Origin of the sequence: Delftia sp. WY8 (genome assembly GCF_018437695.1) — a bacterium.
GTDB lineage: Bacteria > Pseudomonadota > Gammaproteobacteria > Burkholderiales > Burkholderiaceae_C > Comamonas > Comamonas tsuruhatensis.
The window spans coordinates 4,626,375-4,649,480 of the sequence record NZ_CP049795.1 but is presented as its reverse complement, the minus strand read 5'-3'; the positions used below and the strand labels follow the sequence as shown (position 1 = coordinate 4,649,480).

The 23,106-nt window shown below is 68.1% G+C and carries 24 protein-coding genes; 18 read left to right on the top strand and 6 right to left on the bottom strand.

Annotated features, from left to right (window positions below):
• Window positions 1-95: 95 nt before the first annotated feature.
• A complete protein-coding gene (locus tag G4D77_RS21385) occupies window positions 96-941 on the top strand; it encodes a MurR/RpiR family transcriptional regulator (RefSeq protein ID WP_016448717.1) in 846 nt (281 codons plus the stop codon).
• 28 nt (window positions 942-969) lie between these two features.
• Here G4D77_RS21385 and fabF read toward each other — a convergent pair whose 3' ends face one another.
• On the bottom strand, window positions 970-2,256 hold the full coding sequence (fabF, locus tag G4D77_RS21380) for a beta-ketoacyl-ACP synthase II (protein WP_047218864.1): 1,287 nt from the start codon (window positions 2,254-2,256) through the stop codon (window positions 970-972).
• A gap of 205 nt (window positions 2,257-2,461) precedes the next feature.
• Here fabF and G4D77_RS21375 point away from each other — a divergent pair, with 205 nt between their 5' ends.
• Window positions 2,462-3,064: a TetR/AcrR family transcriptional regulator gene (locus G4D77_RS21375; RefSeq protein WP_046240742.1), complete on the top strand. Its 603-nt coding sequence runs from the start codon at window positions 2,462-2,464 to the stop codon at window positions 3,062-3,064.
• 15 nt (window positions 3,065-3,079) lie between these two features.
• Here the strand turns inward: G4D77_RS21375 and G4D77_RS21370 are convergent, their stop codons facing one another.
• The 3 genes from G4D77_RS21370 to G4D77_RS21360 all read right to left on the bottom strand — a co-directional run bounded on the left by G4D77_RS21370 (window position 3,080) and on the right by G4D77_RS21360 (window position 6,827).
• Window positions 3,080-4,306 carry a M20 aminoacylase family protein gene (locus tag G4D77_RS21370; RefSeq protein WP_047472722.1) on the bottom strand — a complete coding sequence of 409 codons (1,227 nt, stop codon included), beginning with the start codon at window positions 4,304-4,306 and terminating at the stop codon, window positions 3,080-3,082.
• Window positions 4,307-4,440: 134 nt separating this feature from the next.
• Complete coding sequence (locus G4D77_RS21365) at window positions 4,441-5,589, bottom strand: porin (protein ID WP_016448721.1); 1,149 nt, start codon at window positions 5,587-5,589, stop codon at window positions 4,441-4,443.
• A gap of 182 nt (window positions 5,590-5,771) precedes the next feature.
• Complete coding sequence (locus G4D77_RS21360; protein ID WP_016448722.1) at window positions 5,772-6,827, bottom strand: porin; 1,056 nt, start codon at window positions 6,825-6,827, stop codon at window positions 5,772-5,774.
• Window positions 6,828-7,158: 331 nt separating this feature from the next.
• Between G4D77_RS21360 and coq7 the strand changes: the two genes are divergently transcribed.
• Window positions 7,159-7,776 (top strand): 2-polyprenyl-3-methyl-6-methoxy-1,4-benzoquinone monooxygenase, encoded by a 618-nt coding sequence (gene coq7, locus G4D77_RS21355; RefSeq protein WP_016448723.1) that lies wholly within the window; start codon window positions 7,159-7,161, stop codon window positions 7,774-7,776.
• Between the two features lie 117 nt (window positions 7,777-7,893).
• Here the strand turns inward: coq7 and G4D77_RS21350 are convergent, their stop codons facing one another.
• Window positions 7,894-8,346 carry an OsmC family protein gene (locus G4D77_RS21350; protein WP_016448724.1) on the bottom strand — a complete coding sequence of 151 codons (453 nt, stop codon included), beginning with the start codon at window positions 8,344-8,346 and terminating at the stop codon, window positions 7,894-7,896.
• 366 nt (window positions 8,347-8,712) lie between these two features.
• Here G4D77_RS21350 and ilvA point away from each other — a divergent pair, with 366 nt between their 5' ends.
• The 3 genes from ilvA to G4D77_RS21335 are packed head-to-tail and all read left to right on the top strand — an operon-like array spanning window position 8,713 to window position 11,691.
• The gene (ilvA, locus tag G4D77_RS21345; protein WP_017404585.1) at window positions 8,713-10,266 is read left to right on the top strand and encodes a threonine ammonia-lyase, biosynthetic; all 1,554 of its coding nucleotides are present in this window, start codon (window positions 8,713-8,715) and stop codon (window positions 10,264-10,266) included.
• A gap of 22 nt (window positions 10,267-10,288) precedes the next feature.
• The gene (locus tag G4D77_RS21340) at window positions 10,289-11,101 is read left to right on the top strand and encodes an adenosylcobinamide-GDP ribazoletransferase (protein WP_154833539.1); all 813 of its coding nucleotides are present in this window, start codon (window positions 10,289-10,291) and stop codon (window positions 11,099-11,101) included.
• On the top strand, window positions 11,098-11,691 hold the full coding sequence (locus tag G4D77_RS21335; RefSeq protein WP_026062177.1) for a histidine phosphatase family protein: 594 nt from the start codon (window positions 11,098-11,100) through the stop codon (window positions 11,689-11,691). The genes G4D77_RS21340 and G4D77_RS21335 overlap by 4 nt, the downstream gene beginning before the upstream one ends.
• A 6-nt stretch (window positions 11,692-11,697) precedes the next feature.
• Here G4D77_RS21335 and G4D77_RS21330 read toward each other — a convergent pair whose 3' ends face one another.
• On the bottom strand, window positions 11,698-12,171 hold the full coding sequence (locus G4D77_RS21330; protein ID WP_016448728.1) for a type II secretion system protein N: 474 nt from the start codon (window positions 12,169-12,171) through the stop codon (window positions 11,698-11,700).
• A 22-nt stretch (window positions 12,172-12,193) separates the two neighbouring features.
• Here G4D77_RS21330 and gspG point away from each other — a divergent pair, with 22 nt between their 5' ends.
• The 12 genes from gspG (at window position 12,194) to G4D77_RS21270 (ending at window position 23,103) form a co-directional block, all read left to right on the top strand.
• The gene (gene gspG, locus G4D77_RS21325; RefSeq protein ID WP_016448729.1) at window positions 12,194-12,670 is read left to right on the top strand and encodes a type II secretion system major pseudopilin GspG; all 477 of its coding nucleotides are present in this window, start codon (window positions 12,194-12,196) and stop codon (window positions 12,668-12,670) included.
• Window positions 12,671-12,752: 82 nt separating this feature from the next.
• Window positions 12,753-13,208 carry a GspH/FimT family pseudopilin gene (locus G4D77_RS21320; RefSeq protein ID WP_154833538.1) on the top strand — a complete coding sequence of 152 codons (456 nt, stop codon included), beginning with the start codon at window positions 12,753-12,755 and terminating at the stop codon, window positions 13,206-13,208.
• Entirely contained in the window at window positions 13,205-13,603 is a 399-nt protein-coding gene (gene gspI / locus G4D77_RS21315) for a type II secretion system minor pseudopilin GspI (protein ID WP_154833537.1), read from the top strand. Before G4D77_RS21320 ends, gspI begins: the two co-directional genes overlap by 4 nt.
• Window positions 13,604-14,311: a prepilin-type N-terminal cleavage/methylation domain-containing protein gene (locus G4D77_RS21310; protein WP_154833536.1), complete on the top strand. Its 708-nt coding sequence runs from the start codon at window positions 13,604-13,606 to the stop codon at window positions 14,309-14,311.
• On the top strand, window positions 14,308-15,285 hold the full coding sequence (gene gspK, locus G4D77_RS21305; protein WP_016448733.1) for a type II secretion system minor pseudopilin GspK: 978 nt from the start codon (window positions 14,308-14,310) through the stop codon (window positions 15,283-15,285). The genes G4D77_RS21310 and gspK overlap by 4 nt, the downstream gene beginning before the upstream one ends.
• A 44-nt stretch (window positions 15,286-15,329) precedes the next feature.
• Complete coding sequence (gspL, locus tag G4D77_RS21300) at window positions 15,330-16,574, top strand: type II secretion system protein GspL (RefSeq protein WP_154833535.1); 1,245 nt, start codon at window positions 15,330-15,332, stop codon at window positions 16,572-16,574.
• Entirely contained in the window at window positions 16,571-17,113 is a 543-nt protein-coding gene (locus G4D77_RS21295) for a type II secretion system protein M (protein WP_016448735.1), read from the top strand. Before gspL ends, G4D77_RS21295 begins: the two co-directional genes overlap by 4 nt.
• A gap of 2 nt (window positions 17,114-17,115) precedes the next feature.
• Complete coding sequence (gspN, locus tag G4D77_RS21290) at window positions 17,116-17,919, top strand: type II secretion system protein N (protein ID WP_016450868.1); 804 nt, start codon at window positions 17,116-17,118, stop codon at window positions 17,917-17,919.
• A gap of 3 nt (window positions 17,920-17,922) precedes the next feature.
• Window positions 17,923-20,292: a type II secretion system secretin GspD gene (gspD, locus tag G4D77_RS21285; protein ID WP_016450867.1), complete on the top strand. Its 2,370-nt coding sequence runs from the start codon at window positions 17,923-17,925 to the stop codon at window positions 20,290-20,292.
• A gap of 14 nt (window positions 20,293-20,306) precedes the next feature.
• Window positions 20,307-21,668 carry a GspE/PulE family protein gene (locus tag G4D77_RS21280; protein WP_016448738.1) on the top strand — a complete coding sequence of 454 codons (1,362 nt, stop codon included), beginning with the start codon at window positions 20,307-20,309 and terminating at the stop codon, window positions 21,666-21,668.
• A gap of 63 nt (window positions 21,669-21,731) precedes the next feature.
• Complete coding sequence (locus G4D77_RS21275) at window positions 21,732-22,016, top strand: hypothetical protein (RefSeq protein ID WP_223275171.1); 285 nt, start codon at window positions 21,732-21,734, stop codon at window positions 22,014-22,016.
• An 85-nt stretch (window positions 22,017-22,101) separates the two neighbouring features.
• The gene (locus G4D77_RS21270) at window positions 22,102-23,103 is read left to right on the top strand and encodes an LLM class flavin-dependent oxidoreductase (protein ID WP_016448739.1); all 1,002 of its coding nucleotides are present in this window, start codon (window positions 22,102-22,104) and stop codon (window positions 23,101-23,103) included.
• Window positions 23,104-23,106 lie beyond the last annotated feature (3 nt).

The window sequence follows — 23,106 nt, the reverse complement described above, 5'->3', positions numbered from 1 at the left end:
AAAGTAAGCGAAGGCTGCCGCTCATGCAAAATGCGCGCTGGACCTGCCTTGCGGCAACCGCTTCCCTTTACCCATAGAACAACGCCCACCGCCTAATGCTGGACCGCATCACCGCCTCGCTGCCCTCGCTTGCTCCCGCCGAACAACGCGTGGCCCGCCTGGTGCTGGCCGATCCACGGGCCTTCGCACGGCAGCCGGTGCGCGAACTGGCCGAGCGAGCCCATGTCAGCAAGCCGACGGTGGTGCGTTTTTGCCGCAGCATGGGCTACGACGGCCTGGCCGACTTCAAGCTCAAGCTGGCCGGCAGCGTCAGCGAGGGCGTGCCCTTCATCCACCGCAGCGTGGACACCGACGACAAGACCAGCGACGTGATGGTCAAGGTGGTGGACAACGCCGTGGCCGCCTTCCTGCAATACCGCAATGCCGCCAGCACCACGGCCATAGAGCAGGCGGCGCAGGCCATCGCCTCGACCTGGCAGACAGGCCGGCGCATCGAGTTCTACGGCGCGGGCAACTCGGGCATCGTGGCGCAGGACGCGCAGCACAAGTTCTTTCGCCTGGGCGTGACCAGCCTGGCCACCAGCGACGGCCACATGCAGGTGATGAGCGCCACCCTGCTGGGACCCGGCGACTGCGCGGTGATCATCTCCAACTCGGGCCGCACGCGCGACCTGATGGACGCCGCCGACATCGCGCGCAAGAACGGCGCCACCACGATTGCCATCACCGCCAGCGGCTCGCCCCTGGCCTCGGCCTGCCACATCCATCTGGCCGCCGACCATCCCGAGGGCTACGACCGCTACAGCCCCATGGTGTCGCGCCTGCTGCACCTGCTGGTCATCGACGTGCTGGCCACCTGCGTGGCGCTGCGCATCGGCCCGGCCCTGCAGCCTGCGCTGGAGCAGATGAAGAACAACCTGCGGGCCAAGCGCTACACGTAGCACCGGCCCCCAGGCGCACCCGCCTCGTTCAGCCCTGCCAGCGCCGGAGCACCAGCGAGGCGTTGACGCCACCAAAGCCGAAACCGTTGACCAGGGCATGCTCCATGGCCCAGGGCCTTGCCGCGCCGGCGATCAGGTCCAGCCCCTGGGCCAGGGGATCGGGCTCCACGAGATTGCGCGTGGCCGGCGCCATCTGGTCGCGCAGCGCCAGCACCGTGAAGATGGCCGCCACCGCGCCCGCCGCGCCCAGCAGATGGCCCGTGGCCGACTTGGTGGAGCTGATCGCCACACCGCTGCCCTCGCCAAACAGGGAGCGCATGGCCGCCAGCTCGCCCCGGTCGCCCACGGGCGTGGAGGTGGCGTGGGCATTGAGGTACTGCAACTGATCCGGCGACAGCCCGGCCATGGCCAGCGCCTGTGCCATGCTGCGGCGCGCGCCGTCGCCATCTTCCGGGCCCGAGGTGATGTGATAGGCATCGGCACTGGTGCCGTAGCCCACCACTTCGGCCAGCGGCACGGCGCCGCGCGCCAGTGCGTGGTCCAGTCCCTCCAGCACCAGGGCGCCCGCGCCCTCGCCCATGACAAAGCCGTCGCGGCCCGCGTCGAAGGGGCGTGAGGCCTCTTCGGGCCGGTCGTTGTATCCCGTGGAAAGGGCCTTGGCCGCCGCGAACGCACCCAGGCTCACGCGGTCGATGGCCGCCTCGGCGCCGCCGCACAGCGCCACGTCGGCCTCGCCCGAACGGATCATGCGCAGGCCGTCGCCCAGGGCCTGCACGCTGGCTGCGCAGGCAGTGACCGGCGCACCCAGCGGGCCCTTGAGCCCATGGCGTATCGACACATGCCCGGCCGCGAGATTGACCAGGAAAGACGGTACAGTGAAGGGCGACAGGCGCGACACCCCCCGGCTGTCCGTGGTGCGCACGGCCTGGGCAATGGCGCCAAAGCCGCCGATGCCCGAGCCAATGATGCAGGCCGTGCGCGTGCGCTCCTGCTCGCTGGCCGGCTGCCAGCCGGCCTGGGCCAGGGCCTGGTCCGAAGCGTCCAGTGCCAGCGGAATGAAGCGGTCCATCTTGCGCTGGTCCTTGGGCGAGACCACGGCATCGATGTCCCAGCCGCCTTCCGGGTCCCGGGCCAGGTCGGGCACCTGGCCTGCCACCTGGCCCGGCACATCGGGCGCCAGATCCTCGGGCAGCCGGCTCAGGCCCGATGCGCCGGACAGCAGCCGGCGCCAGGCCAGTTCAGTGCCCCGCCCCAGCGGCGAGACCATGCCCATGCCCGTGATGACCACGCGGCGTGCGAGAGGACCCGTGCTCATGAACGCTCCCTGATGGACCATGCAGAGACTGCAGCGCGCACGGGGCACAGGCTGCTCGGGATTGAAGAGGCGTTCATCGGTTCTTCCCTGTAGAGTGCACAGCCCCTGCCGCAGATGGTGAGCATTGCCTGCAGGCACGGACTTATGATGATGGTCGTCATCATAAACGCATTTTGATGACAACCATAATCATTGGACAGTGCACATGAAAGTCACGAAAGCCCAGGCCGCGCAGAACCGGCAGGACATCCTCGAAGCCGCTGCGCGGCTGTACCGCGAGCACGGGCTGGACGGCGTCGGCGTGGCCGAGGTGACGCGCGGCGCGGGACTCACCCACGGCGGGCTCTATCGCCACTTCGAATCCAAGGACGCGCTGGTGCGCGAAGCCTGCGCACGCGCCTTCGACTGGTCCATCGCGCCGCTGGACGGCCTGCAGGGTGAACAGGCCGGCAGCCTTGCCGCGCGCGTGCAGTCCTATCTGTCGCCGCAGCACCGCGACAGCCCCGGCGAGGGCTGCCCCGCTGCGGCGCTGGCCGTGGACGTGGCTCGGGCAGGCGGTGATCTTTCAGCGGTGTTCGCCGAAGGGGTGGAACGCAACATCGGCAGGTTTGCGCGCGTGATCGGCACACTTGGCGACGATCAGGCACCCGATGCCGCACAGCGCGCCCAGGCCATGGCCATGCTCAGCAGCATGGTGGGCGCCCTGGTCCTGGCACGTGCCACGGTCGCCGCCAATCCAGCCTTGTCCGACGAGATCCTGGAAACGGTAAAGGCCCACCTTCTTGCGACCGAGGGACAGCCCCGCTGACCGGCTCCGCCTGCGCTATACGTCCTGCGAAGGCAGCGGCATGGCCTGCTCGATCAAGCTGGCGTGCAGGGCAGCGCCCAGCGGCAGCACCTCGTCGTTGAAGTCATACCGGCTGCTGTGCAGCGGCACCCCGGGCTGGGCGCCCGTGGATTGCCCCAGGCGCAGGTAGGCGCCGGGTTTGTGCTGCAGCATGAAGGAAAAATCCTCCGCACCCATGCTGGGCTCCAGCTGCCGGTCCAGGTTCTCCACGCCCACCAGCGCCTGGGCCACGTCGGCCGCAAAGGCGGCCTCCGTGGGGGAGTTGATGGTGGCGGGATAGATGCGCTCGTAGTTGACCTTGGCCGTGGCACCCAGCCCCAGCGCCACCGCGCTGCACAACTCCTGCAGGCGCTGCTCGACACGGTCCTGCACGGCGGGATCGAAGGTCCGCACGGTTCCCACCAGCGTTGCCGTGCCCGGCATCACGCTGAAGGCGCCCAGGTCCCCGGCCTGCACGGCGCACAGGCTGATGACGGCGCTGTCGATGGCGCGCACATTGCGCGAGACGATGCTCTGCACCGCCGTGGTGATGTGCGCGGCCGCCAGCACCACGTCCACCGTCTGGTAGGGATGGGCGCCGTGGCCGCCGCGCCCCGTGATCTCGATGGTGATGCGGTCGGCCGCCGCCATCATCGCGCCCATGTTGATACCGACGGTGCCGGCGCGCATGGCGGGCCAGTTGTGCATGGCGTACACGGACTGCATGGGAAAGCGGTCGAAAAGCCCGTCATTGATCATGGCCCGCGCGCCGCCCCGTCCTTCCTCGGCAGGCTGAAAGACCAGCACGGCCGAGCCGTCGAAACGCCGTGTCGCAGCCAGGTAGCGGGCGGCGCCCACCAGCATGGCCGTATGGCCGTCATGCCCGCAGCCGTGCATCAGCCCCTGCTTGCCCGATTTCCAGGGAAATTCGTTGTGCTCGACCATGGGCAGTGCATCCATGTCGGCACGCAGGCCCACCATCGCTCCCGAGCTATGCCCCTGGCCACGGATCACGGCCACCAGGCCCGTGGTGCCCAGGCCTTCGTGGATCTCGTCCACGCCGCATTGCCGCAAGGCCTCCTTGACGCGCGCAGCCGTGAAGCGCTCCTCGAACCCCAGCTCAGGATGCGCATGCAGCTCGCGGCGCAGCGCCGTCAGCTCGGGGTGGTACTGAGCGATCTGGGCAAAGACCCGACCGCCTGCCTTGTATCGAGTGGCTTCCATCGCCTTGGTTCTTTCGCTTCATTGGCCTGCGCATTACCTTAACGCAGGAAATCGCGCCCGCCCACCGTCAGCCCATCGACAGGAAACAAAAAGGCCTCCCGAAGGAGGCCATCCGTTGCGCAAACGCCGCGCGCTCAGAAGCGATGGCGCAGGCCGACGGTGAAGCCCGTGCGCTTGGTGGCGCCATTGGCGTCGAGCATCACGCCCGAGCCGCCACTGGTCTTGGTGTGGTCCAGGGCCACATAGGCATCCGTACGCTTGGAGAAGGCGTAGTCGAGCACCGCCACCAGGAAGTCTGCCTTGCCATTGAAATTGCCCGTGCCCGAGCCCGACTGCTTGGCATGGTAGTAATGCGCGCCCACATTGATCTGGGGCGTGATCTGGTAGCCGAAGCCCATCTTGTACATCTGGCGCTTGTTGGCGTCGCCGGCCACGAAGCCGCCGTTGGACGAACCCGTCCAGAAGGAGTTGAGGATGGCCTGGTCGAATCCACCGCCTGCGGTTGCCGCCGGGAATGCGTCCTTGCGCTTGTTCAGGCCGTAGCCCAGGTTGACGTACCAGGGACCCACGCGGTAGGAGCCGCCCAGGGTATAGGCATCGACCTTGGTGCCGGCCGGCAGCGTCGTACCCAGGTAGCCGGCGCCTGCGGAAATGCCGCTTTGCGAGTAGCGCAGATAGCCGCCGGCCGTCTTGATGGCGCCACCGGGCACCACGCCAGTGCCGACCTTGTCGAAGGTGTTGTTCTCGTCGAACGAATACTGCAATGCGCCGCGCACGGGGCCGAACTCGGCCAGGTACTTGACCATGTTGCTGGCGCGCGCGCCCATGGACATGCCGATTTCAGGCTTGTAGGCCTCCATGTACGGCGAATACGGGAAGGAGGCATAGGTGGACGTCACCAGATCGAACAGCATGTTGTACTGGCGACCCAGGGTGATCTGGCCGAAGCTCTTGCTGCGCAGGCCCACCCAGGATTGCTGGAAGTAGCTGGCCGCAGCCTGCTCGCCGGTGTCGGTGAGGAAACGGGCTTCCAGGTTGGCAATGGCTGCCAGACCGCCGCCCAGGTCCTCGGTGATGTTGATGCCCCAGCGGCTTTGCGACATGCCGCCGCCGATCATCTGGGTCTTGCCGCTCTTGGTCGGGCCTTCATTGGTGGTGTGGCGCACGCCGGCATCGACGATGCCGTACAGCTGTACGCTGCTTTGCTGGGCGAATGCTGCCAAGGGTGCCGTTGCTGCCAACACCGCCAGTGCCACGCTCTTTTTCACGAATGAAGAATTCATTGTGTTGTCTCTCTCTTGTTAACGATTGGTTGGTGGAAATTTCATTCTAGAAACGCTTTTCCCGCCTCGTCACCGTTGGCACAAGCACAACACAGGTCTTTCCCTAGCACAAAACAAAAGAGCCAGTCCGAAGACTGGCTCTTTTTTGCTTCAAATGGCAACTGGCTTACGCCAGCCGTTCATTAGAAAGCGTGGCGGATACCGACTTGCACGCCAGTCTGGCTTTCGCCAGCTTGCACGCCACCAGCGTACACGCCCTTGGCTTGCAGGCCCAGGGTCGAAGCATCCTTGTTCTTCAGGAATGCCAGGTTGCCGTACAGAGAGGTGCGCTTGGACAGGTTGTGCACGTAGCCCAGAGTGATCTGGTGAGCCTTGGAGTCGATGGCCTTCTGGTCGTACAGAGCGTACTGCAGCTTGACTTCGCCCACGCCGCCCACGGGAGCCGAAGCGCCCAGCATGTAGGAGTTGGTCTTGATGTCGCCGCCGATGTCGCGCTTGAACTTGGTCTGTTGCAGCAGGCCGCTCAGCTTGGCAACGCCGAAGTTGTACGAAGCACCCAGGGTGATTTCGTCACGGTCGGTAGCCAGGCCGCCAACGGCAGTCTTTTGCTGGGCAACGCCCAGGCTGGCGCTCAGGGGGCCGTTGTCGTATGCAACGTAACCGCCGATGTAACGGCCGACGCTGTCAGCAGTACCGATGGTTTGCTTTTCGTCGAAAGCGTAGCCAAAGCCGGCGTTGAAACCGCCGAAGTTGGGGGTGTAGTACGAGATCAGGTTGTTAGCGCGGATGCCGTTGTCGTCGGCGCCTTGGCCAGCAGCCCAGTTACGGAAGCCCATGAACTGGCCGATACCGGTGGCGCTGAACAGGTCGTAGGAGGTCAGCTTTTGGAAGGTCGGAACTTGGTCACGGCCCAGGCGCACTTCACCGAAGTTGCCCGACAGGCTCACGGTGGAACGACGCTTGAAGTTGAAGCCGCTGGCGTTGCCATCGTCACCGAAGATTTCGCCTTCCAGCCAGAAGCCAGCCTTCAGACCACCACCCAGGTCTTCCGTGCCGCGCAGGCCCAGACGGCTCGTGGAAGCGCCGCTGGTGCCCAGACCATAACGGCTGTCGCCAGCTGCGTCCTTGTTCACGTAGGCAACGTTGGTGTCCACGATACCGAACAGGGTCACGGAGGATTGAGCCATTGCGGCGCCGGAAGCAGCCAGCACTGCCAGGGCAATCAGAGATTTTTTCATTACGAGTTACTCCAAGGTTTAGAAGGGCGCCGGTCGTGAGGAAGAGAGGCTTGGCCTGAGGCTCCACCGGTTTCCCGCGCCAACCTCCTGGTGGGGAAGTTAGGGCCTATTGCACCAGACCGCCGCTGCCCATGCAAAGAAATTCACCCACAAACGGGCTTGAACCCCCGTTTTTCGTTGCACTGCCGCAACAAACCTGCAGACCAACACAATCAGGCCCAACCCGAACATCGCGCCGGCCTTGTTGCGCTTGCACAAAGAGAGGGCATGTCGTCCTGGTGTACCGTTCAGACCCTGAATTTGCCAAGATTTTCCGCTCTAGGGACCGCCCATGGACAAGATACTGACTGCCGCCGATGCGGCGCTTCGCACCCTGTTTGCACAGCCTTCCGCGGCCGAGCGCTCTCCCGCCACCGGCATCGCGGAGGGTGAGCTGACCGAGGCACAGCGCCGCCTGTCGGGCGCCTTGATGCGCGTCAATCATGTCGGAGAGGTCTGCGCCCAGGCGCTGTACAACGCCCAGGCCATGGTGACGCGCGACATGGTGCTGCGCGAGCATCTGCTGGAGGCGGCCCGCGAGGAAACCGACCATCTGGCATGGACCCGCGACCGGCTCAACGCCCTGGGCGACCGACCCAGCCTGCTGAACCCGCTGTGGTTCGCCGGGGCATTCGCCATCGGCGTGGTGGCCGCCAAGATCAGTGACGCCGCCAGCCTGGGCTTCGTGGTGGAGACCGAGGAGCAGGTTTCCGCCCACCTGGAATCCCATCTGGGCCGTCTGCCCGAGGAGGACCGCCCTTCGCTGGCCGTGGTGGCCCGCATGAAGGATGACGAGGAACGCCATGCCGCCGCTGCGCGCGAAGCCGGTGCCCTGGAATTGCCGCCCCCCGCCCGCGCCTTGATGCGCCTGGCCGCCAAGGTCATGACGACGACCGCTCACCGCATCTGAGATCCGAAGCTTCTGAAACGACGGGAGCTGCATCCAGCCAAAAAAGAAGCGGGCCCGGCCCGCTTTCTTCATTCTTGCCGAGTCCCTGTCGAGGCACGGAACCAAGCACCAGATACCTCAGGCCTCGACGATGTCGAACCCCGTGGTGATCTCGGCCGTCTTGCCCAGCATGATGGTGGCCGAGCAGTATTTGTCGTGGCTCATGGCAATGGCCCGCTCCACCGCGCCCGCTGGCAGGCCGGTGCCGCTGACGGTGAACTGCATGTGGATCTTGGTGAACACCTTGGGGTCGGTGTCCGCGCGCTCCGAAGTGAGCTTGACGCTGCAGCCTTTGACCGCGTGCCTGCCGCGCTTGAGGATCAGCACCACGTCGTAGGCCGTGCAGCCGCCTGCGCCTGCCAGCAGCATTTCCATGGGGCGGGGTGCCTGGTTCTGGCCTCCATTGGCAGGATTGGCCGCATCCGGCGCCCCGTCCATATTGACCACATGGCCGCTGCCCGTTTCCGCCACGAAGCCCATGCCCGAGCGCATGCCGGTCGTGCCGCCTGTCCAACTCACTGTGCATTCCATTGTTGCGTCCTCAAAAAACTGTTGCTATTTTGCATCAACTACACAAAAACCCTGATTTTGTTGCAACGCAGCACCTGCCGTGCATACAATGCACCCAAGCGTTATCTGAAGGGTTAACCCGGACAACCCTCCAGATGGACTGCAGATTGTGAACCAACTTCACTCTGCATCGCACCAGTTGTCTCCTCCACCTCCTCTATTGGTGGATTCAGCCCCCGGCTTTACAGCCTGGGGCTTTTTTTTGCCTTTGTCGTCCCCGGCCCAGCCTGGACGCTGCACTGCAGCATGAGTCACAAGCGCCTATGATGGCCGCCTGACACCGACGGGCCGCCTCCCGGCCTGCTGCTCTCCAGCCTTTCGCCGACGATGAACCACCCCCTGACCCCTGCCGACTACCTGACCAAGATCCTTACCGCGCGCGTGTACGACGTGGCCGTGGAGTCGGACCTGGAGCCCGCCAAGGCGCTGAGCCGCCGCCTGCACAACAAGGTGCTGCTCAAGCGCGAGGACCAGCAGCCGGTGTTCAGTTTCAAGCTGCGAGGCGCCTACAACAAGATGGCACACCTGTCCGCCGAGCAGCTGGAAAAGGGCGTGATCTGCGCCTCGGCCGGCAACCATGCGCAAGGCGTGGCGCTGGGCGCACGCAAGCTCGGTTGCCGCGCCGTGATCGTGATGCCCACCACCACGCCGCAGGTCAAGATCGATGCGGTACAGGCGCTGGGCGGCGAGGTGGAACTGGCCGGGGAAAGCTATTCCGACGCCTACAAGCACGCCGTCAGGCTGCAAAAGGAAAAGGGCCTGACCTTTGTGCACCCCTTCGACGATCCCTATGTGATCGCCGGCCAGGGCACGATTGCCATGGAAATGCTGAGCCAGCTGCAAAAGCTGGGCAGCCCGCGCCTGGATGCCGTATTTGTCGCCATTGGCGGCGGCGGCCTGATCTCGGGCGTGGCCAACTACATCAAGGCCGTGCGCCCCGACGTGAAGGTGATCGGCGTGCACACCAAGGATTCGGACGCCATGCTGCAGTCCGTGCGCGCCGGCCACCGCGTGGAGCTGGCCGATGTGGGCCTGTTCGCCGACGGCACGGCCGTCAAGCTGGTGGGCGAGGAGACCTTCCGCATCGCCCAGGGCCTGGTGGACGACTACGTGGTGGTCGATACCGATGCCGTCTGCGCCGCGATCAAGGACATCTTCGTGGACACGCGCTCCATCGTCGAGCCCTCCGGCGCCCTGGCCGTGGCGGCGATCAAGCAGTACGTCGCGAAGAACAAGACCAGGGGCGAGACCTATGCCGCCATCCTGTGCGGCGCCAACATGAACTTTGACCGGCTGCGCTTCGTGGCCGAGCGTGCCGAGGTGGGCGAGGAGCGCGAGGCGCTTTTTGCCGTGACCATCCCCGAGGAACGCGGCAGCTTCAAGCGCTTTTGCGAAGTCGTGGGCAAGCTGCCTGGCGGCCCGCGCAACGTGACCGAGTTCAACTACCGCATCAGCCACGAGAACAAGGCCCATGTCTTCGTGGGCCTGACCACGGCAGCGCGCGGCGAGTCCGAGAAGATCGCCAGGAACTTCGAGAAGCAGGGCTTCGAGGCGCTGGACCTGACCTTCGACGACATGGCCAAGGAGCATCTGCGCCACATGGTCGGCGGCCATTCGCCGCTGGCCCAGGAAGAGCGCCTGCTGCGCTTCGTCTTCCCCGAGCGCCCCGGCGCACTGTTCAAGTTCCTCAGCCTGATGGCGCCGACCTGGAACATCTCGCTGTTCCATTACCGCAACCAGGGTGCGGACTACGGCCGCATCCTGGTCGGCATGCAGGTGCCTGCCAAGGATGGCAAGAAATTCGACGCCTTCCTGAGCAATCTGGGCTACCCCTGGGTCGAGGAAACCGGCAACCCTGCCTACCAGCTCTTCCTGAAGTAGGCCCCGCCTCGGCTGTCCAGACATGCAGCCCATACGCCATTTCCTGCTGGCCCTGCAGTTCTTCAGCCGCATTCCGGTCACCGGGCGGCTTGCGGCCTGGGCCGGCTGGAGTCCGGCAATGCAGCACGCCAGCGTGGCCCATCTGCCGGGCGTGGGCTGGCTGGTCGGCGCCTGGGGCGCGGCTTGGCTGCTGGCCGCAGGCTGGCTGCTGGCACCCAGCCCCTGGATGCCTCTGGTGGCTGCCGTTCTCTCCACCGTGGCCACGCTGTGGCTGACCGGGGGACTGCATGAAGACGGATTGGCCGATGTGGCCGACGGCCTGGGCGGCTTTGTCCCGCCCGAGCGCGCGCTGGAAATCATGAAGGATTCGCGCCTGGGAGCCTACGGCGCCATGGCGCTGGTGATGGCGCTGCTGGCCAGGGTCTCCCTGGTCGCGCTGCTGGTCGACATTCGCGTGCAATGGGCGGCCTTGCTGCTGTGCAGCATCCATGTGCTGTCGCGCATGGCGCCGCTGGCCCTCATGCAATGCCTTCCCTATGTGGGCCAGGCCACCCACTCCAAGGCCTTGTACGCCGCGGGTCGGCCATTGGCTGCCAGGGGCCTGGTCGCGGCAATCCTCTGGTGCCTGCCCGCCCTGGCGCTGCCGGCGTGGCTGGCGGGCCTGCCGCTCGTCATCGGCCTGGTCCTGCCCGGCGCCCTGGTCACGGCCGCCATGGTGCGCTGGCTGCGCCGTCGCCTGGGCGGCATGACGGGCGATTGCCTGGGCGCCGCCCAGCAGGTCTGTGAACTGGCCATGCTGCTGGGCGCCGCCGCTGTGCTGATGCGCATGCAATGAACGCTCTCCCAACGCCGCGCCTTTGGCTGGTACGCCATGCCCGCCCCCTGGTGGAGCCCGGCACCTGCTATGGCCGGCTCGACATGGAGGCCGACGCCCAGGCCACGGCCGATGCAGCGCAGGCCCTGCACCTCGCCCTGCCTGCGGATTGTCTGCTGGCGCATTCGCCACTGCGCCGATGCCATCAATTGGCACAGGCCCTGCAGGCACTGCGGCCCGGCCTGGCATCGGCGGCGGACAGCCGCCTGCTGGAGATGGACTTCGGCGAGTGGGAAGGCCAGCCATGGGATGCGCTGGACCGCAGCGCCATCGATGCCTGGGCGGCAGACCTTGCCGGGCACGCGCCGGGCCGGGGAGAGTCCCTGGCCGCCATGCTGCGCAGGGTGGACGAGGCCTTGCAGCAGGCAAGGATGTACTCGAAGGACGACGGCGCCGGGCGCGACATCGTCTGGATCACCCATGCCGGCGTGGCGCGCTGCGTGCAATGGCTGATGCGTGAAGGGAACGCCCTGCCTCAGGCGGCCCAGTGGACGCTGCCGGCTCCTGACTTTGGCGGCTGGCTGGTATTGGAACTGCAGCCGCCGCACTGACCGGACTCAGCGCTTGTCGGGCAGGGACAGCTGCAGCGTGATGGAGGCGGGGCCATCGACGCTGGGGCCCAGGCGCGCCTCGCGGCCCGAAACCGACTGCAGCACCACGCCCTCTTCCACGGCACGCCCCACGCGAAACGGCTTGGCCGGCTGGTTGCCCACGGCGATGACCGCCGCGCCGCCGCCGCTGTCGCGACCGGCCAGCACACCCACCAGCGCATAGCGCGAGACCACAGGCGCCGCGACCGGCACAGCAACACCCTGAGCAGCGGCCACGCCCCCCAGGGCCTGCGCCAGCGCGGGCGCATCGACCTGCAGTGCCTCGGGGGGAGCCGGTGGCACGGGCGCCCCCGCGCCGCCATTGCCCAGGCGCATGGCCCAGAAAGCCACGATGCCGGCCGCCAGCAGCCAGAGCACGAATGTGGCCGCCTTGACGTGCCAGGTCCGGGCCTGGCCCCGGTTCAATGAAAGTGTCACCATCGCGCGATTATGATGGAGCGATATGTCCAATTTGCTGCACCGTTCCATGACCAGCCTTCCCCGCCGTCCGCTGCCTGCCCTGCGCACCGCCGTCCAGCGCGGCTTCACGCTGATCGAGCTGATGGTGGTCCTGGTCATCATCGGCGTGCTGGCGGCCCTGATCGTGCCCAACGTGCTGGACCGCGCCGACGATGCCCGCGTCACGGCTGCACGCACCGACATCACCAACATCTCCCAGGCGCTCAAGCTCTACCGCCTCGACAACCAGCGCTATCCCACGGCCGAGCAGGGCCTGCAGGCGCTGATCATCCGTCCCACGAGCGGACCGCTGCCCAACAACTGGAAGCCCTATCTGGAAAAGCTGCCCAACGATCCCTGGGGCCGCCCGTACCAGTACCTGAATCCGGGCATCAAGGGCCCCATCGACATCATGTCCTTCGGTGCCGACGGCCAGGCCGGCGGAGAGGGCAAGGATGCCGACATCGGCAGCTGGCAGTAAGTCGATGGCCCGGGCGATGGCCCGCAAGCGCCGCGCTGCACCGCACCACAGGCCCGCACTCCCGGCGGGCCTGCCTGCTCTCATGCCCCGCCAGACGGTTGCGCCCACCCTGACCACTCCTTCGCGCGGCTTCACCCTGCTGGAACTGCTGGTGGTCATCAGCATCATGGCGATTGCCGCTGCCGGCGCAAGCCTGTCTCTGCGCGACAGCGGGCAGGCCCAGCTGGAACGCGAGGCCGAGCGCCTGGCCGCACTGCTGGAATCGGCCCGCGCACAGGCACGAGCCAACGGCGTGCCCGTGCGCTGGCGGCCCATGCCGCAGGGCTTTCGCTTCGAGGGCCTGCCGGCCAGCGCGCAATTGCCTTCGCAATGGCTGCAGCCCGGGGTGCAGGCACAGCCGGCGACGCCGCTGATCCTCGGCCCCGAGCCACTGATTCCTCCCCAGTCCGTCACGCTGACGCTGCGCGACTCCAACAGCCCGCCGCTGCGCGTGGCCACGGATGGACTGCGGCCCTTTGCCGTGCAATCCCTGCCATGACAGGCATCCACGGACCACGCCGCAGGCACGGCGCGCCAAGGCGCCTGCCGCACGGCTTCACGCTGATCGAGGTCCTGGTGGCCCTGGGCATCGTGGGCATTGCCCTGATGGCAGGCCTGCAGGCCACATCGGCCCTGACTCGCAATGCCGAGCGCCAGTCCGAGGTGCTGCTGGCCCAGCTGTGCGCGCAAAACGAGCTGGTGCGCATGCGCCTGTCGCGCCAGATGCCGCCCGTGGGCGACAACAGCCTGACCTGCGAGCAGGGCGGCCGGCAACTGCAGGTCCAGCTCAGCGTGCGCCCCACGCCCAACCCCAGCTTCCGCCGCGTGGATGCCCTGGTCGTCACGGCCGAGCATCCGGTGCTGCGGGTATCGACCATCGTGGGCCGCTTCTAGATGCGTTTGCGCCCTTTCTCCCGCGCGCACGGCTTCACCCTGGTGGAGCTGATGGTGGCCATCGCCGTCATGGCCCTGCTGGCCCTGGTGAGCTGGCGCGGACTGGACAGCATGGTGCGCTCGCAGGAGACCATTCGCGCGCGCAACGAGCAGCAGATCGTGCTGCAGACCGTGATCGCCCAGTGGAATGCCGACCTCGAAGCCCTGATGCCGCTGGAGCACGCCCAGGTCATCGACTGGGATGGCCAGGTGCTGCGCATGACCCGCAAGAGCAGTGCCGCCGTGGACGATGGCGCCGTGGTCGTGGCCTGGGCCCGCCGCCAGACAGCCGGACGCGACCAGTGGCTGCGCTGGCAGTCGCCACCGCTGCGCACGCGCGCCCAGTGGCGCGAGGCCTGGAACCAGGGGGCGCAATGGGGACGCAATCCTTCGGACGACCAGCGCCGCCGCGAAACCGTGCTGCTGCCCCTGGACCAGTGGCGCCTGTACTACTACCGCGACAACGCCTGGAGCAACCCGCAGTCCAGCGGCTCGGACAACGGCACGGGCACGCCCAATCCACCATCCGGCGGCACCAACAGCAGCGCACAGCTGCCCACGATTCCTGACGGCATACGCGTCGAACTGACCCTGCCGCCCGACAGCGCCGTCCCCGGCCGCGTCACCATGGACTGGGTCAACCCCCTGCGATCCAACAGCCGATCATGATGCGCGCACCCCGCACCCTGCCCGTCCGCCGCCGCCATCGCGGCGTGGCCCTGCTGGCCGCCATGCTCACGGTCACGCTGGTCGCCACCTTTGCTGCCACCGCGCTGTGGCAGCAGTGGCGCAGCGTGGAGGTCGAGACCGCCGAGCGCAACCGCATGCAGGCCGCCTGGATTTTGCTGGGTGCGCTGGACTGGTCGCGCGTGGTGCTGGCCGAGGATGCGCGCACCAGCCTGCAGGTGGACCACCTGGCCGAACCCTGGGCCGTGCCGCTGCAGGAGGCGCGCCTGTCCACCTTCCTGGCGGCGCAGAACAACGTCAGCCAGGTCGATGACGGCATGGCCGACATGCAGGACGCCTTTCTCTCGGGCCAGATCATCGACCTGCAGTCGCGCCTGAACCTGCGCAACCTGCTGGGCGCGCCCGACAAGCCCGAAACCCTGCGCCCGCTGGCCCGCCTGCTGGAACGCCTGAACCTGCCGCCCGCCTATGCCGCCCAGATCGTCCAGGCCCTGCGCGCAGCGGCCACCGCCGGCGAGGGCGCGCAGTTCCTGATGCCGCGCACGCTGAGCCAGCTCGGCTGGCTGGGATTGCCGCCCGAGGTCGTCTCGCGCCTGGAGCCCTACATCACCCTGCTGCCCGAGAACACGCCCGTCAACCTCAACACCGCCAGCGCCGAAGTCATCTGGGCCAGCGTGGAGGACCTGACCTGGTCCCAGGCCAGCCAGCTGGTGCAGCTGCGCGCATCGCGCCCGCTGCGCAGCCTGGCCGATGCCTCCAACGCGCTGGGCCTGCCGCAGAAATTCGAGGGACAGAACCTGTCGGTCGCCACCAGCTTCTTCGAGGCGCGTGGCCGCATGCGCCTGGGCGAGATCGTGGCCAGCGAACGCTCCATGTTGCGGCGCAACAACATGACAGTCACTACCATCTGGCGCGAGAGGGGGGACTGGGGATTGCCCGAAGCTCCCGCGCCGTGACAGATGCCTGTCACACTCGGCCCCTACAATGCCCGCTTCCGTCCATGAGCACCTTGATTCTTCATCTGCCTGCGGGCCCCGCTGGCGAATACGCCTACGCACTCAGCAGCGACGGCCTGCGCGCCGACCGGCATGGCCACGCCGCAGCAGGCCTGCTGCCCGATCCTGGCCGCACCGGCCAGACGGTTGCCGTGGTGCCGCACCAGGCCTTGTCCTGGCATCTGGTCAGCCTCCCCCATGGCGTGCCTACGGGGAGCCGGCGTGGACATGTGCGCCTGCGTGCCGTGCTCGACGGGCTGCTGGAAGAGCGCCTGCTCGATGACCCCTCCCAACTGCATCTGGCGCTGCAGCCTCAGGCACGCGCGGGCGAGCCCTGCTGGGTTGCCGCCTGCGACAAGGCCTGGCTCCATGCCCATCTGCAGGCCCTGGAGTCCGCAGGCCGGCCCGTGGGCCGCATCGTGCCCGAATGCCCGCCCCAGTCCACGCCCCAGCTGTGGGCCGTGGGCACGCCTGAATCGGCCTGGCTGCTGGCCACCGGCCTGAGCACGGCCCCGCAAGGCATGGACTCGCTGGCCTGCCTGCCGTTGCGCACCGACAGTGCCGACCCCTCCATGCTGGCCGCCCTGCTGCAGGCCCTGCCCCCCGACACCCCGATCCAGGCGGACCCGGCGCTGGCCCGCGCCGCCGAGGCCCTGCAGCGCCCCGTCAGCCTGCTGACGGACGCCCAGCGCGGCCTGGCGGCCCGCGCACAAAACTGGGACCTGGCGCAGTTCGACCTCGACCTGGGCGGCGGCAGCCGCACCCGCCGGCGCATGCTCGACGGCTGGCAGAGCTTTCTGCGCGCGCCGCAATGGAAGGCCGCGCGCTGGGGTGCCGCGCTCGCACTGCTGGCCCAGGTGGTGGGCCTCAATGCCTGGGCCTGGACCGAAAACCGCGCCATCGCGGCCAAGCAGGTCCAGGTGCGCTCCACGCTGGCCACCAGCTTTCCGCGCGTTCCAGTCATCGTCGATGCGCCCGTTCAAATGCAGCGCGAAGTCGCCACGCTGCGCCAGAGCGCCGGCGCGCTGACGCAGGGCGACCTGGAACCCCTGCTAGCCGCCGCATCCCGGGCCCTGCCTGCCGGCCAGTTGCCGCAGGCCATGGACTACCAGGACCGTCAGCTGCGCCTCAAGGGCGTCTCGCTGGAGGCCGAGGCACTGGAGCAGGCACAACAACATCTGGCCGCAAGCGGCCTGCGACTGCAGCGCGACGGCGCCGACCTGCTGCTTGCCCAGGAGGCCCGGCCATGAACATGCGCGCATCCCGCCAAAGCCTGGCCCCACTGCGCGCGCGCTGGAATGCCCTGGCGCCGCGTGAACAGAACATGACGCTGCTGGCCGGTGGCGTGGTGGCACTGGCCCTGCTGTGGTGGCTGGCCCTGGCCCCCGCCCTGCACAGCCTGCGCACCGCGCCCGAACGCCATGCCCAGGCAGACCGCCAGTTGCGCCAGATGCAGCTGCTGCAGGCCGAGGCCGAGCAGCTGCGCAGCAACGCACGCCCCGTGGTCGGCGATGCCAAGGCGCTGCTGCAAAGCTCGCTGTCCGCCGAACTGGGCGCCTCCGCCCAATTGAACTGGATGGGCGACCGCGCACAGATCACGCTCAAGGCCGCGCCCGCCGCCGCGCTGGCGCGCTGGCTGGCCCAGGTCCGCAGCAACACGCACGCCGTTCCCGCCGAGATGAAGCTGGCCCGCAGTGCTTCTGCAAGCGCCGCAGGCGCTGCCGATGCCGTGCGCTGGGATGGCAGCCTGGTGCTGGACCTGCCTGTCGATCCGTCGCGGGCACCTTGAGCATGCGCCGCCAGCCCCGCTCCCAGCCTGTCCTGCGCTCACCGCGCGGGTGGGCGCTGGCAGGCGCCCTGTGCGGCCTGGTGGCCACCACCGTCGTCTGGGCACCCGCCGCCTGGCTGGCACGCGGCGTGGATTCCGCCACACAGGGCCAGGTACTGCTGCTGCAACCGCGCGGCACGCTGTGGAACGGCTCGGCCTCCCTGGCCTTCACCGGAGGCGCCGGCAGCCGCGACCGCACGGCCCTGCCCACGCGGCTGGAATGGACGCTGCGCCCGCGCCTGGACGGCGCCCGCATTCAGCTGCGCAGCGAATGCTGCACACCCACGCCCGTGGTGCTGGACCTGCTGCCGCGCTGGCAGGGTCTGAGCGCCGTGGTGCACGACAGCGACACGCGCTGGCCTGCCTCGCTGCTGTCCGGCCTGGGCACGCCCTGGAACACGGTGGACCTGCAAGGCCAGCTGCGGCTGGCCACGCAGGCCCTGCAACTGCAATTGCTGTGGCAATCGGGGCGCTGGCGCAGCGACGGCAGCACGCGGCTGGAGGCGCTGGCCGTATCCTCGCGGCTGTCCCCTCTGCGCCCGCTGGGCAGCTACCGGCTCGACATCCTCGGGGGCGACAGTCCGCAGCTGCAGCTCAGCACCCTGACCGGCGACCTGCGCCTGAGCGGCCAGGGCCAATGGGTAGGCCAGCGGCTGCACTTCCAGGGCGAGGCCTCGGCCAGCCCCGAGCGCGAAACCGCGCTGTCCAACTTGCTCAACATTCTGGGACGGCGCCAGGGGCCCCGGTCCATCATTTCCTTTGGTTGATCCATGACTCAGCAGCACACGACCCCGTTCTGGCGCAACACCCTGCACACGCTGGCCGTCAGCGCCATGCTGGCCTGCACCGCTGGCACCGCCCAGGCCCAGCAGACCAATGCACCGGCCGGCGCCACGCCCAGCCTGCGTCCGGGCGAGCCTGTGACGCTGAATTTCTCGGGCGCCGACATCGAGGCCGTCTCGCGTGCCATCGGCGCCATCACCAACCGCAACGTGGTGGTCGACCCCCGCGTCAAGGGCCAGATCACGCTGCTGACCGACAGGCCCGTGCCGCCCGCCACCGCCTACCAGCAGTTCCTGGCCGCGTTGCGCCTGCAGGGCTTCACCATCGTCGAATCGGCCGGCCTGTACAAGGTCATCCCCGAAGCCGACGCCAAGCTGCAGGCCAGCGAGGTGGCCGTGGGCGCGGGCCGCAGCAGCACCGGCAGCCAGATCGTCACCCAGATCTTCAAGCTCAACTACGAGAACGCGGCCAACCTGGTGCCCGTGCTGCGCCCCCTGATCAGCCCCAACAACACCATCAACGTCAACCCGGGCAACAACTCGCTGGTCATCACCGACTACGCAGACAACCTGCAGCGCATCTCGCGCATCGTGGCGACTATGGACGTATCCAACGCCACCGATGTCGAAATCATTCCGCTGCGCCATGCCGTGGCCACCGACATGGTGGCCCTGGTCTCGCGCCTGATCGAAGGCGGCACGGCCAGCCCCGGCGGCCTCACGGTGACCGCAGGCGGCGCCAATATTCCGGGCCAGAGCGACAACGCCTTCAAGACCTCGCTGATGGCCGAGCCGCGCAGCAACTCCATCGTGCTGCGCGCGGCCAACCCGGCACGCCTGGCCCAGGTGCGCTCGCTGATCGCGCGGCTGGACCAGCCCGCCATGAACGGCGGCGGCGACCAGGGCAACATCCACGTGGTCTATCTCAAGAACGCCGACGCCGTGGCGCTGGCCGCCACCTTGCGCGCCGCCATCGGCGCCCAGGCCACGGCCGCCGGCACGGCCAGCGGCCAGCCCGGTGCGGGCGGCACCCTGCCGCAGGGCGGCGGCATGTCCTCCATCCCCACCTCGCAGCCCGTGGTCTCGCGCGACTCCAGCGGCACGGCATCCATGGGCATGGGCTCGTCCTCGGGCCTGGGCAGCGGCGGCGGGGGTGGCGCGCTGGGCGTGGCCCAGCAGCCCTCCACGGGCGGCATGATCCAGGCCGATCCTTCGACCAACTCGCTGATCATCACGGCACCGCCGCCCGTCTACCGCCAACTGCGCGCCGTGATCGACAAGCTCGACGGCCGCCGCGCCCAGGTGCTGATCGAAAGCCTGATCGTCGAAATCAAGGACAACCGGCTGGCCCAGTTCGGCATCCAGTGGCAGGCCATGCTCAGCAACAACGGCCGCGTGATCGGCACACTGGGCACGAACTCCAATGTGGCGGGCGCCAACATCCTGAACCTGCTCGGCCTGGTCAAGGATGGAGGCCTGGACGGCAGCGCCATTACGGGAGACACGTTGTCCAGCCTGAGAGGCACCAACCTCGGCTTCACGCAGCGCGTCAACGGCAAGGACACGCTGGGCTTTCTGGCCAACTTCCTGCAAAACAGCGGTGACGCCAACATCCTGTCCACGCCCAACCTGATGACGCTGGACAACGAGGAGGCGCGCATCATCGTGGGCCAGAACGTGCCCATGGTCACGGGCTCGTACGCCAGCAACTCCACGGGCGGCACGGTCAACCCCTTCACCACCGTGGAGCGCAAGGACGTGGGCCTGATGCTGCGCGTGCGCCCGCAGATCAACGAGAACGGCACGGTGAAGCTGGCCGTGTTCCAGGAAGTCTCCTCGGTGGACGAGTCCACGCGCAAGGACACCAACGGCCTGACCACCAACAAGCGCTCCATCGAGTCCAACGTGCTGGTCGAGGACGGCAACATCGTCGTGCTCGGCGGCCTGATCGACGACAACTACTCCCAGGCCGAGGACCGGGTGCCTCTGCTGGGCGACATTCCCGTCGTGGGCAACCTGTTCCGCAACACCAACCGCAAGCGCAACAAGACCAACCTGATGGTCTTCCTGCGCCCCGTGGTGATGCGCGATGCGACTGCGACCAACCAGGTCTCTTCCGAGCGCTACGAAGCCATCCGCGCGCAGCAACAGAGCCTGCAGCCCGAGCCCAGCGCCCTGCTGCGCTCGGTCAATGCCGCGCCCGTGCTGCCCACGCTGACGCCGCAGCCGGACCCCGGCTCGTTCACCAACCCGGCCGCCATCGTCAACGTGCCGGGCGCCAGGCCCGAGCTGATCGACTTCACCCAGCCGCAGCCCGCCGCGCCCGCCCCCGTGCCGGCCGCTCCCGGCGCGCTCTGAGGCAGGAAGGCCCCATGCGCTACCCCCTGCCCTATGCGTTTGCGCGCACCAGCCAGCTGCTGATCGAGGACGACGGCCACGAGCCCCTGCTCTGGCACGGCCCCTCGCCCGACTGGCAGGCCCTGTCCGAAGTCCAGCGCAGGCATGCGGTGCAGCGCTGGCAGATGCTGGACGCGGGCACGCTGGCCCACCGCATCAGCGCCGCCTACTCGCAGGGCGAGTCCAGCGCGGCCCTGGTGGTCAGCGAGGTCGAGTCCGACGCCGACCTCTCGCGCATGATGCAGGAGCTGCCTGCGGTCGAGGACCTGCTGGAGACGGCCGACGACGCGCCCATCATCCGCATGCTCAACGCCCTGCTCACGCAGGCCGCGCGCGACGGCGCCAGCGACATCCACATCGAGCCCTACGAGCGCCATTCCAGCGTGCGCTTTCGCGTGGACGGCGACCTGCGCGAAGTCGTGCAGCCCAACCGCGCACTGCATGCAGCGCTGATCTCGCGACTGAAGATCATGGCCGACCTGGACATCGCCGAAAAGCGCCTGCCCCAGGACGGCCGCATCAGCCTGCGCCTGGGCACGCGCGCCATCGACGTGCGCGTCTCCACCCTGCCCAGCGCCCACGGCGAGCGCGCCGTGCTGCGCCTGCTGGACAAGAGCGAGAGCAAGCTCAGCCTGGAGGCCGTGGGCATGCAGGGCGAGACGCTGAGGCGATTCACCCACCTGACGGCCCAGCCGCACGGCATCGTGCTGGTCACCGGCCCCACGGGCTCGGGCAAGACCACCACGCTGTATGCGGCACTGTCGCGCATGGACGCCAGCCACAGCAACATCATGACGGTGGAGGACCCCATCGAGTACGAGCTGGCCGGCGTGGGGCAGACCCAGGTCAACGCCAAGATCGACCTGACCTTCGCCAAGGCCCTGCGCGCCATCCTGCGCCAGGACCCGGATGTGATCATGATCGGCGAAATCCGCGACTTCGAGACCGCGCAGATCGCCATCCAGGCCTCGCTGACCGGCCACCTGGTGCTGGCCACGCTGCACACCAACGATGCCTCCAGCGCCGTCACGCGCCTGATCGACATGGGGGTGGAACCCTTCCTGCTGTCGTCCTCCCTGCTGGGCGTGCTGGCACAGCGCCTTGTGCGCAAGATCGACACCACCGAGCCCAGCGGCTACCGGGGGCGCACCGGCATCTTCGAGATGCTGGTGGTGGACGACACCATCCGCGCGCAGATCCACCGCCAGGCCAGCGAGGCCGAGATCCGCGACACCGCGCTGGCCGCGGGCATGCGCCTGATGCGCGACGACGGCGAGCGTCTGGTGCGCGAGGGCATCACCACGCCCGAGGAAGTGCTGCGCGTCACGCGCGACTAGGCGCAGGCGGCCACGCCCGACCCTGCGCAGCACGGGGCATCCCTGTTTGCCACAATGGTCGGCATGTTGGAATCCCTACGCGCCTGGAGCGCTCCCTATGGCGGCGACCTGTTCCTGTGGGTCGCCACGCTGAGCCTGATCAGCTACATCGCCCTGTGGTGGTTCAAGTCACGGCTGTCCACCAGCCAGCTGCGCCGCGTCATCCGCCTGTCGGCGCTGGTGGCGCTGCCGCTGTCCTGGCTGGCCATCCAGCAGGGCGAGAACCATCTGGCGGCAGCCATCCTCCCCCTGGTCTGGTGCGTGGTGCTGGGCATCACCTGCGCGCGGGAAATGTCCAGAAGAAACTGAGTGCGCGAACGCGCACCAGGAATGCCCTGGCGCGGCAAGGCCCGCGCCGCCCCCACCCACCGTGAACTGGAAGTTGGAACCTGCCATGACATCATTCAATGAAGTCCGTCTGTCCATGCTCGACCTCGTGGCCGTGCGCGAAGGCGGCACCGTCGCCGAGGCCCTGGACATCGCGCTGGCCACGGCCCGCAAGGCCGAGGCACTGGGATTCGAGCGCTACTGGCTGGCCGAGCACCACAACATGCCCGGCATCGCCAGCTCGGCCACGGCCGTGCTGATCGGCCATATCGCAGGCGGCACCTCGAAGATCCGCGTGGGCTCGGGCGGCATCATGCTGCCCAACCATGCCCCGCTGGTGGTGGCCGAAGCCTTCGGCACGCTGGCCGAGCTGTACCCGGGCCGCATCGACCTGGGACTGGGCCGTGCGCCCGGCACCGATGGCGCCACCATGCGCGCCCTGCGCCGCGACCGCGTCGAGACCGAGGAAGACTTCCCGCGCGACGTGATGGAGCTGCAACGCCTGCTGGCCCCGGCCACGCCGGATCAAAAGCTGGTGGCCACGCCCGGCGCGGGCACCAACGTGCCGATCTGGCTGCTGGGCTCCAGCCTGTTCTCGGCCCAGCTCGCAGCCCATCTGGGCCTGCCCTACGCCTTTGCCTCGCACTTCGCGCCGCGCATGCTCTACCAGGCCGTACAGCTGTACCGCAGCCTGTTCAAGCCGTCGGCCCAACTGGCCAAGCCCTACGTGATCGTCGGCGCACCCGTGATCGCCGCGCCCACCGATGACGAGGCCGAGTACCTGGCCAGCAGCACCTACCAGCGCGTGCTGGGCATCATCACGGGCCGGCGCGGACTGCTGCCGCGCCCCATCGAGAACTATGCGGCCCAGCTCGGCGAGCAGGAGCGCCGCGCCATCGGCGACTTCCTGGCCGTGGCCTCCATCGGCGGCCCGGACAAGGTGCGCACGCGCCTGCAGAAGCTGCAGGCCGACACCGAGGCCGACGAGCTGATCCTGGTCAGCGACGTGTATGACCGCGACCTGCGCCTGCGCTCGCTGGAGATCACGGCCGGCGTCATGGGCCGCTGAAGG

Bases quoted from the DNA above. Each gene is read 5' to 3' on its own strand.
- G4D77_RS21275 (WP_223275171.1), top strand. From the start codon at position 21,732: ATGTTGGAATCCCTACGCGCCTGGAGCGCTCCCTATGGCGGCGACCTG.
- gspG (WP_016448729.1), top strand. From the start codon at position 12,194: ATGTCCAATTTGCTGCACCGTTCCATGACCAGCCTTCCCCGCCGTCCG.
- fabF (WP_047218864.1), bottom strand. From the start codon at position 2,256: ATGAGCACGGGTCCTCTCGCACGCCGCGTGGTCATCACGGGCATGGGC.
- G4D77_RS21365 (WP_016448721.1), bottom strand. From the start codon at position 5,589: ATGAATTCTTCATTCGTGAAAAAGAGCGTGGCACTGGCGGTGTTGGCA.
- G4D77_RS21310 (WP_154833536.1), top strand. From the start codon at position 13,604: ATGCGTTTGCGCCCTTTCTCCCGCGCGCACGGCTTCACCCTGGTGGAG.
- G4D77_RS21370 (WP_047472722.1), bottom strand. From the start codon at position 4,306: ATGGAAGCCACTCGATACAAGGCAGGCGGTCGGGTCTTTGCCCAGATC.
- gspN (WP_016450868.1), top strand. From the start codon at position 17,116: ATGCGCCGCCAGCCCCGCTCCCAGCCTGTCCTGCGCTCACCGCGCGGG.
- G4D77_RS21350 (WP_016448724.1), bottom strand. From the start codon at position 8,346: ATGGAATGCACAGTGAGTTGGACAGGCGGCACGACCGGCATGCGCTCG.
- G4D77_RS21320 (WP_154833538.1), top strand. From the start codon at position 12,753: ATGCCCCGCCAGACGGTTGCGCCCACCCTGACCACTCCTTCGCGCGGC.
- G4D77_RS21270 (WP_016448739.1), top strand. From the start codon at position 22,102: ATGACATCATTCAATGAAGTCCGTCTGTCCATGCTCGACCTCGTGGCC.
- gspL (WP_154833535.1), top strand. From the start codon at position 15,330: ATGAGCACCTTGATTCTTCATCTGCCTGCGGGCCCCGCTGGCGAATAC.
- G4D77_RS21360 (WP_016448722.1), bottom strand. From the start codon at position 6,827: ATGAAAAAATCTCTGATTGCCCTGGCAGTGCTGGCTGCTTCCGGCGCC.
- G4D77_RS21335 (WP_026062177.1), top strand. From the start codon at position 11,098: ATGAACGCTCTCCCAACGCCGCGCCTTTGGCTGGTACGCCATGCCCGC.
- G4D77_RS21295 (WP_016448735.1), top strand. From the start codon at position 16,571: ATGAACATGCGCGCATCCCGCCAAAGCCTGGCCCCACTGCGCGCGCGC.
- G4D77_RS21385 (WP_016448717.1), top strand. From the start codon at position 96: ATGCTGGACCGCATCACCGCCTCGCTGCCCTCGCTTGCTCCCGCCGAA.
- coq7 (WP_016448723.1), top strand. From the start codon at position 7,159: ATGGACAAGATACTGACTGCCGCCGATGCGGCGCTTCGCACCCTGTTT.
- gspI (WP_154833537.1), top strand. From the start codon at position 13,205: ATGACAGGCATCCACGGACCACGCCGCAGGCACGGCGCGCCAAGGCGC.
- ilvA (WP_017404585.1), top strand. From the start codon at position 8,713: ATGAACCACCCCCTGACCCCTGCCGACTACCTGACCAAGATCCTTACC.
- gspK (WP_016448733.1), top strand. From the start codon at position 14,308: ATGATGCGCGCACCCCGCACCCTGCCCGTCCGCCGCCGCCATCGCGGC.
- gspD (WP_016450867.1), top strand. From the start codon at position 17,923: ATGACTCAGCAGCACACGACCCCGTTCTGGCGCAACACCCTGCACACG.
- G4D77_RS21340 (WP_154833539.1), top strand. From the start codon at position 10,289: ATGCAGCCCATACGCCATTTCCTGCTGGCCCTGCAGTTCTTCAGCCGC.
- G4D77_RS21330 (WP_016448728.1), bottom strand. From the start codon at position 12,171: ATGGTGACACTTTCATTGAACCGGGGCCAGGCCCGGACCTGGCACGTC.
- G4D77_RS21280 (WP_016448738.1), top strand. From the start codon at position 20,307: ATGCGCTACCCCCTGCCCTATGCGTTTGCGCGCACCAGCCAGCTGCTG.
- G4D77_RS21375 (WP_046240742.1), top strand. From the start codon at position 2,462: ATGAAAGTCACGAAAGCCCAGGCCGCGCAGAACCGGCAGGACATCCTC.